The sequence below is a fragment of the Paenarthrobacter sp. CM16 genome, assembly GCF_013179505.1.
GTDB lineage: Bacteria > Actinomycetota > Actinomycetes > Actinomycetales > Micrococcaceae > Arthrobacter.
The window spans coordinates 21,837-29,667 of sequence record NZ_JABMCX010000013.1 but is presented as its reverse complement, the minus strand read 5'-3'; the positions used below and the strand labels follow the sequence as shown (position 1 = coordinate 29,667).

Sequence of the window (7,831 nt, the reverse complement as noted above, 5' to 3'; positions counted from 1 at the left end):
AAAAGCGGGCCCCCGCCGTGACCGTGGCAGGAACCCGCTTGTTCTTGGAGTGATCCTCCCGCGGAGCTTAGGGCATCCGCGGGAGGATCACGTGTTACGCGAACGGGAGGACGAGCTCCGCGTAGCGCTGCTTCATGGTTTCCAGGACCGTGTGGCCATCGGCATCCCAGATTTCCTGATTGAAGATTTCAACCTCGATGTCGCCCTTGTACCCGGCGTCCCTGACCCAGGTGCCGATAGTGGCGAAGTCGATGACGCCGTCGCCCATCATGCCGCGGGACAACAGCGCGTCCGCAGCGATGGGCAGGTTGAAGTCGCACACCTGATAGGAGGCAAGGCGGTTCTCGCGGCCGGCACGGTCGATCTGGGTCTTCAGCTCCGGATCCCACCAGACATGGAAAGTATCGACGGCGACGCCAACAGCCTTTGCGTCGTACGGCGCGGCAAGATCCAGTGCTTGTCCAAGGGTGGAGATCAGCGCGCGGTCGGCGGCGTACATCGGGTGCAGGGGTTCGAGCACCAAACGGACACCGTTTTCGGAAGCGAAAGGAACCAGTTCCTCGAGCCGGTCGGCCACACGCTGGCGCGCAGCGACTACGTCCTTCTCACGCGGAGCGAGCCCGCCGACCACCAGGAACAGCTCCTGGGTGTCCAGTGCTACGGCTTCGCGGACGGCTTCGAAGTTGTCGGCCAGGGCGGCTGCCTGTCCTTCAGCGTCGGCCGCCGTGAGGAAGCCGCCGCGGCACAACGACGAAACCCGGAGGCCGGCGTCCTTGATCAGCTTGGCGGCCTTATCCAGTCCGGCCTCGGCCACGCGGTCACGCCACGGCCCGATCGCGGGGATGCCGGCACGTGCGCAACCATCCACGGCCTCGGCAAGCGTCCACTTCTTGGTGGTGGCGCTGTTCAGGGACAGCCGGGAGAAGTCGCTCATGCGCCCACCCCGTTGATCCGCAGGAAGTCGGACATCCGGAACGCGGCCAGCGAAGGATCCTTCAACAGTCCGGCTTGGTCGGCCAGTTCGAAGGTCTTGGCCAGGTGCAGGACCGAACGGCCCGAGTGCAGGCCGCCCACCATCTGGAAACCGGGCTGCTTGCCGTTGAGCCAGGACATGAAAGCGATGCCGGTCTTGTAGTAGAACGTGGGGGCGCTGAAGATGTGCTTTCCGAGCTCGCGGGTGGAGTCCAGGATCGCACGGCCTTCGGCGCCTTGGCCGGCGTCGTACTTCTGCAACGCGACCGAAGCGGCCGGGTAGATGGCAGCGAAGATGCCCAGGAGCGCATCCGAGTGGTGGGCTTGGTCGCCGTCGATCAGTTCCGGGTAGTTGAAGTCGTCGCCGGTGTAGAGGCGGACTCCTTCCGGAAGGTTGGCACGCAGGGCTACCTCATGAGAGGCGTCCAGCAGCGAAACCTTCACGCCGTCAACCTTGTCCGAGTGCTCACGGATCAGGCTGAGGAACGTTTCGGTGGCCACGGAGACGTCGTCCGAGCCCCAGTATCCGGCCAGCGCGGGGTCGAACATAGTGCCGAGCCAGTGCAGGATGACGGGCTGGTCGACTTCCTGCAGGAGCGTCGAGTAGACATGCAGGTAGTCGTCGGCGCTGTTGGCAACCTTGGCCAAGGCACGGGATGCCATGAGGATGACCTTGGGACCGGCCTCGCTGACGACGGCGATCTGCTCGCGGTAGGCGTCGATGACGGCCTGGATGCCGGCTGCTCCCTCAGGAAGGGCAGTGATGTCCAGCTGATCCGTGCCTGCGCCGCAGGAGACGAGGTCGCGGACGGACTTGCCGGTGATGGCTGCGTTGCCCGCTGCCACAACGGAGGCTGCCTCGGCGCCGGTGCGCTTGATGAGCTGCTGCGTGGCTGCCCAGTCCAGGCCCATGCCGCGCTGTGCGGTGTCCATGGCGTCAGCAACGCCCAGGCCGTAGGACCACAACTCGTGCCGGTAGGCCAGGGTGGCATCCCAGTCCAGCTGGGCCGGCGCGCCGGGAGTGTTGTCCGCAGCGACCTCGGGGATCACATGGGCTGCGGCGTAGGCGCGGCGGGCCGTCAAAGGTGCGGTCGGCTTGGCCCACGAGGTGGCTGCCTGAAGGCGGTACTCGCGCGTGCCGCCGTCGTCTGTGGGAAGAATCAGTGACGTCATTAGAGGGTGATCTCCGGGATGTCGATGGTGCGGCGCTCGGCGGAGGACTGCAGGCCGAGTTCGGCCAGCTGCACGCCGCGTGCTGCGGAAAGGAGGCCGAAGCGGTGCTCGCGGCCGGCGACGACGTCGCGCAGGAACTCTTCCCACTGCAGCTTGAAGCCGTTGTCCAGTTCAGCGTTGGCGGGAACTTCCTGCCACTGGCTGCGGAAGGATTCGGTGACGGGCAGGTCCGGGTTCCAGACGGGCTTGGGGGTGTGGGCGCGCTGCTGCGCAACGCACTTGTTCAAACCGGCGACGGCGGAACCGTGCGTGCCGTCGATCTGGAACTCCACCAGTTCGTCGCGGTAGACGCGGACGGCCCAGGAGGAGTTGATCTGGCCGATGACGTCGTCCCCGCCCGGGGTTTCGAGCTCGAAGATGCCGTAGGAAGCGTCGTCGGCGGTGGCCTTGTATTCTTTGCCGGCCTCGTCCCAGCGTGCGGGGATGTGCGTGGCGGTCTTGGCGTTGACGCTCTTGACCTTGCCGATGATGCCTTCAAGGACGTAGTTCCAGTGGCAGAACATGTCCGTGGTCATTCCGCCGCCGTCTTCCTTGCGGTAGTTCCAGGACGGACGCTGCGCAGCCTGGACATCGCCTTCGAAGACCCAGTAGCCGAATTCACCACGGATGGAGAGGATGCGGCCGAAGAAGCCTTCATCCACCAGGCGGCGGAGCTTTACCAGGCCGGGGAGGTACAGCTTGTCGTGCACAACGCCTGCGGTAACGCCGGCTTCCTTGCCGATCTGTGCCAGTTCAATGGCTTCTTCCAGGGTCTCTGCCGTGGGCTTCTCGGTGAAGATGTGCTTTCCGGCGCGCATTGCCTTCTTCAGGGTGGCGGCGCGGAGGCTGGTCATGGAGGCGTCAAAGATGATGTCAACGGTGGGATCAGCGATCACGGCGTCCAGGTCCGTGGTCCATTCGGAGACCTTGTGGAGCTCGGCGAGTTCACGGATCTTGGCTTCGTTGCGGCCAACCAGGATCGGTTCCACCTGCACCTTGGTGCCGTCTTCAAGGGTGAAGCCACCGGCATCGCGGATGGGCAGGATGGACCGCAGCAGGTGCTGGCGGTAGCCCATACGGCCAGTGATGCCGTTCATGGCGATGCGGATCGTCTTTGTTTCGAAGCCCATGTTTTCTCCAGTGCCTTGTGTGCCGGTCGCTTTGCGGATGCCGGTGCTTTCAGTCGTGTGGTGGGAAAGCGCATTCCCGTTGCAATCGATCATGCACCATGACTCGCCGGGTTGGCAAGCGCTTTCCCGGAATTGGCCGAAGACTGACATAATTTCCCTAGCGCCAGTCCCGACGCCTGCAGACAAGGAGGGCCCCGTGGCCGCCAGCACACTGAGTGAAGTTGCCCGTTTAGCCGGGGTCTCCCTGGCTACGGCATCCCGGGTCCTGAATGGATCTTCCCGGAAACCGGCTGAGGACATTGCCGAGCGCGTTCGGGAGGCTGCCGACAAACTCGGATACGTTCCCAACGCGCAGGCACAGGCCCTGGCAAAGTCCAGCTCAGGCTTGATCGGACTGGTCGTCCACGACATCGCCGATCCCTACTTCTCTGCGATTGCCCGCGGGGTCCAGGAAGCTGCCCGGCAGCAGAACCGCATGGTGCTCCTGGCCAGTACGTCAGGGGCTCCTTCTGATGAAAAAGAGGCCGTAGCGGCCTTCGCCGCGCGTCGTGCGGACTCAATCGTCATTGCCGGCTCGCGTTCCGTGCGTGCCGAGGACAAGCAAGGCAACATTGAACTGGCTGCCGAGCTGGACCGCTACTGCCGCAACGGCGGACATGTGGGGGTGGTAGGCCACCCGGTTGTCGGCGCGTCCATCACCGAGGGCTACCACGTGGTGAAAGTACCCAATGAGGAGCTCGCTGCCGGCCTGGCTGCCGAGTTGGCCGCCACTCACGATGGTGCCTTCCTGATCATTGCCGGACCCGAAGGGCTCTACACCTCGGACGATCGGGTTCGCGGCTTCCAACGTGGTCTTGAAGAAGCCGGAAAGCCTGCGGCCGAGGTGATCCGCACTGGATTTAACCGTGCCGGCGGATACGATGCCGGCGCGGCTCTTGCCGAGCGCATCAAGTCCTCCCCGGAACGCCTCTGCATCTTCGCGGTCAACGATGTGATGGCCATCGGGGTTACGGCAGCACTTCGGCCCGAGGGCGTGTGGATTCCCAGGGATGCCACGATTGCCGGCTTTGACGATATTGAAACCCTGCGCGATTTCCGGCCGGCCCTCTCCACGGTTCACCTGCCGCTTGAGGATATTGGCAGGCTCGCAGCTGGAGACCCGGACACCCCTCCCGTGAGCGGCGCGGTCAAGCTTCGCCGCAGCACAGAGATTCCAGCCGAATCACAAGCATGACTCCAGCCGATGCCAAGGCGCCCCGGGCGCTCACGGTGATCCCCGCCGTCGGGCGTTCCTCCCGAACTGCACCTGCCATTCTGGTGCTGCCGGGAGGAGGCTACGCGAAGACGGCAGACCACGAGGCCGAACCCGTGGCTGAATGGCTTGCCTCGTTGGGCATCCACGCGTTCGTGTTGCGGTACCGGGTGGCGCCTGAGCAACACCCTGCGCCACTGGAAGATGCCAAGCGGGCCCTCTTGTGGATCCGGGAAGGCAGCCACGGCTTGAAGGTCGAGGCCTCCAAGGTGGGGGTCCTGGGGTTTTCGGCCGGCGGCCACCTCGCATCCACGCTATCCGTTGGTGTTGCCACCGGTGATCCTTTGCTGGACACCTCGGGCGCCATTCCGAACCTCAGCATCCTCTGCTATCCCGTGATTTCATTTGTGGATTCCGTGCATCAAGGGTCAGTGGACAACCTCGTGGGAACGGGTGCGGGACTGGAAGTGCTGCGCGGGATGTCCGCGGAGCTGAACGTTACCCCTGCCACGCCGCCCGCTTTCCTGTGGCACACCGCCGAGGACCAATCAGTCCCCGTCAGCCACAGCCTCGCCTATGCAGGCGCACTGGGCCGGGCCGGTGTTCCGGTGGAGCTCCACGTCTTTCCGAGCGGAGTCCACGGTATTGGCTTGGCGCAGGGAACGCCCGGTGCCGATCAATGGACAACGCTCTGTGCCGCCTGGCTTCGGCGAATGGAATGGACTGCCTAGCCGCGTCAGTCCTCGCCGAGGGTGATGGTGTGCAGGAAAGCGGCGTCGTTGAGTACGTTGTCCGGGAGATCGTCCTGGACGAATTCCAGCATGATGTCCATGTCCTTGCCGTTACCGCGCAGTACATCGGTGACCGTCTGCCAGAGCAGCTTCCGGTTCCGCAGCGGAAAGCGTTCAGCTTCCGGACCCCATGAGAAACAGTGCACGCCCACTACATGCGGCAGGACCTGGTGGAGCGAGTCCAGCGCCTGCTGATCAGAAAGTCCGACGGCGGGCTGCCAGTAGGTGCCGACGTTGCCGTGATTCACCCGGTTCAGTAAGTCCAGGGTGGTGGCCGGGGAGTCGGTGAGCGTGTTGCCGTGGTACTCAAAGGCGATGGCGACGCCCCGGGCGGCTGCGAGATCGGCAATCCGCCGGGTGTCCGTGACCACGGCATCCCAAAGGCTTTCACTCGCTTCGGCAGAGCCAAGTTCACCGGCCCATACCCGGATCCTGGGAGCACCCAGCGCTGAGGCCAGGTCCAGCACGCGCCCGAAGTCCCCGAATGCACCGCAACGGTAGTACGAACCGAGGGAGAGGACGCTGAGCCCGGCCGCCGTGGTGGCTTCCTTGGCCCGCGCCGCCGACTCCGCATCGCTGACGTGGACGTCGGTGCCCCACTCGATGCCTGCCAGTCCTGCATTCGAGGAAATTCGAACTACCTCGTCAATCCCGTGTGATCGGAGAGTGACGGAACAGATGCCCGGCGTGAGGTCAGCAAGCGTAGTGAGGTCGATCATGATGACAGGATACCGGGAATGCGCTTACCCGGTAAGGGCGTATCGCCTGTTGAACTCTCCCGCGGCCTTTCCCGCCGTGCGCACCCCTTGAACGCCAGCACCGCACCCGCTCGCGCCACACGCACCAGAGGTTACGGGGGCGAATGGGGGAAAGGGGTCGGCGTCTGTGCCAAGTCACGCTAAAGATTGATCCAGTAACGCCGGATCGCTTCCGTCACTCCCAACGCCGGTGCAAAACTCTCCGGTGGCCGGACGCTTTCAAGAACGCCGCCGCATGCCTCGATGGTGCGGGCGGACGCTGTGTTGGGCTGCTTGCACGTCACCAGCACGCGTTCCATACCCAGGGCGCGTGCTTCCTCCAAAGCGCCGTTGAGGGCCAGCTTCGCGAGTCCCCGGCCCCTGGCGCTTGGCCGGATTCCATAACCAATATGTCCTCCCACTTCGGCCAGGTACTCATTGGCCAACGAGTGCCTGAGGCTGGTGGAACCCAGATAAGAATTGCCCTCCACCACCCAGATGGTGCTCTGGTTGACCAAGCCTTCGGGAGGCTGGAATTCTTCCAGGGGCATGTGGTGCAGCAGTTCAATCCACTTCGCGTAGTCGTTGCCGTCGCGGAGGTCCAGCTCGTAGCGGGCTGCCAGAAAAGCCGCGGAGCCATCTTGGTCGAGGGTTCCCCACTCGTCCCAGCTTTCAAGCCAGGACGCATGAAAGCTGGCGGAGGGTTGCGAGAGCTCGGTGTGAATCATTGGGTGAGCGTACTACGGCCGCTTCCGGGGCCTGGTCCGCTAGTTCGACTTGCTCAGCGTCCGGCCCATGATGGCCTGCGTGAGGGCGTCGATCACTTCAGCGTTGGCCAGCGGGTTGCGGATCAGGGTGAAATCCACGTCACCTACCGGCGGCAGTCCGAAACGCTGTGTGATGACTTTGAGGTCCTCGGGAACCAACGACGACGGCATCACAGCGACGCCGATGCCCGCACGTACGGCCGCCAGCACCCCACTGATCTGCTTGGTGCTGCACGTGATCCGCCACGTCCTGCCCTCGGCTTCCAAGGCGTCGATGGCAAGCTTTCGGCTCAGGCTCGGGGCGGGGTACGCGATGAGGGGCACCGGCGCCCCCGGCTCCAGCACAGTCTGTTCCACGCCCACCCAGGCGAAGTTGTCGTGCCGGACCACAGTGCCTTCCTTGGCGCCCGCCACCCATTTGACGAACACCAGATCCAGTTGTCCGGCGTTTAGCCGCTTGTACAGCTGATCGCTTTGGCTCACGGTGAGCTCGAGGTTGATCTGCGGGTAGAGCTGCCGGAATTCGCGAAGGATCCGGGGGAGGCCGGTGATGGCGAGGTCGTCGGCGGTCCCGAAGCGCAGGCGTCCGCGCATTGCCGAGCCGGAAAAGTAGCGGGCGGCGGAGTCGTGCGCGGCCAGGATGCTGCGGGCAAAACCGGCCATGGCGTCTCCATTGTCGGTCAGCCGGACCTCGCGCGTATCCCGGGCAACCAGCACCCGCTTGGCGGCGGCCTCAAGCTTGCGGACATGCTGGCTGACGGTGGGCTGTGCGAGCCCAAGACGTTCGGCAGCTTTGGTGAAACTCAGCGTTTCCGCGACGGCCAAAAAGGAACGGAGCTGGACAGGTTCGAACACGGAACTCCTCTAAGCGCAGGTCAGCGCACGGCCGGAGTACTGCGCCGATGCCCCTTGTCCCGCAGGCACCTCATTGCATTCCGCAATGCTAGTTATAGGCGCAATACGCTTCCAT

Annotated in this window: 8 protein-coding genes; 2 read left to right on the top strand and 6 right to left on the bottom strand. The window is 64.3% G+C overall.

The annotated features are described in order from the left end of the window. Nucleotides 1-94: 94 nt before the first annotated feature. The 3 genes from HP499_RS02110 to HP499_RS02100 are packed head-to-tail and all read right to left on the bottom strand — an operon-like array spanning nucleotide 95 to nucleotide 3,314. Nucleotides 95-934 carry a sugar phosphate isomerase/epimerase gene (locus HP499_RS02110; protein WP_172322309.1) on the bottom strand — a complete coding sequence of 280 codons (840 nt, stop codon included), beginning with the start codon at nucleotides 932-934 and terminating at the stop codon, nucleotides 95-97. Continuing rightward, nucleotides 931-2,145: a dihydrodipicolinate synthase family protein gene (locus HP499_RS02105; RefSeq protein WP_172322308.1), complete on the bottom strand. Its 1,215-nt coding sequence runs from the start codon at nucleotides 2,143-2,145 to the stop codon at nucleotides 931-933. Before HP499_RS02105 ends, HP499_RS02110 begins: the two co-directional genes overlap by 4 nt. After that, the gene (locus HP499_RS02100) at nucleotides 2,145-3,314 is read right to left on the bottom strand and encodes a Gfo/Idh/MocA family protein (protein WP_166842176.1); all 1,170 of its coding nucleotides are present in this window, start codon (nucleotides 3,312-3,314) and stop codon (nucleotides 2,145-2,147) included. Before HP499_RS02100 ends, HP499_RS02105 begins: the two co-directional genes overlap by 1 nt. 196 nt (nucleotides 3,315-3,510) lie before the next feature. Between HP499_RS02100 and HP499_RS02095 the strand changes: the two genes are divergently transcribed. Next, a complete protein-coding gene (locus tag HP499_RS02095) occupies nucleotides 3,511-4,548 on the top strand; it encodes a substrate-binding domain-containing protein (protein WP_172322307.1) in 1,038 nt (345 codons plus the stop codon). Beyond that, a complete protein-coding gene (locus tag HP499_RS02090; protein WP_172322306.1) occupies nucleotides 4,545-5,297 on the top strand; it encodes an alpha/beta hydrolase in 753 nt (250 codons plus the stop codon). Before HP499_RS02095 ends, HP499_RS02090 begins: the two co-directional genes overlap by 4 nt. Before the next feature lie 5 nt (nucleotides 5,298-5,302). Here HP499_RS02090 and HP499_RS02085 read toward each other — a convergent pair whose 3' ends face one another. The 3 genes from HP499_RS02085 to HP499_RS02075 all read right to left on the bottom strand — a co-directional run bounded on the left by HP499_RS02085 (nucleotide 5,303) and on the right by HP499_RS02075 (nucleotide 7,716). Next, complete coding sequence (locus HP499_RS02085) at nucleotides 5,303-6,076, bottom strand: sugar phosphate isomerase/epimerase (protein WP_172322305.1); 774 nt, start codon at nucleotides 6,074-6,076, stop codon at nucleotides 5,303-5,305. 179 nt (nucleotides 6,077-6,255) lie between these two features. Continuing rightward, on the bottom strand, nucleotides 6,256-6,822 hold the full coding sequence (locus tag HP499_RS02080; protein WP_172322304.1) for a GNAT family N-acetyltransferase: 567 nt from the start codon (nucleotides 6,820-6,822) through the stop codon (nucleotides 6,256-6,258). A gap of 39 nt (nucleotides 6,823-6,861) precedes the next feature. Further along, the gene (locus HP499_RS02075; RefSeq protein WP_172322303.1) at nucleotides 6,862-7,716 is read right to left on the bottom strand and encodes a LysR substrate-binding domain-containing protein; all 855 of its coding nucleotides are present in this window, start codon (nucleotides 7,714-7,716) and stop codon (nucleotides 6,862-6,864) included. Nucleotides 7,717-7,831 lie beyond the last annotated feature (115 nt).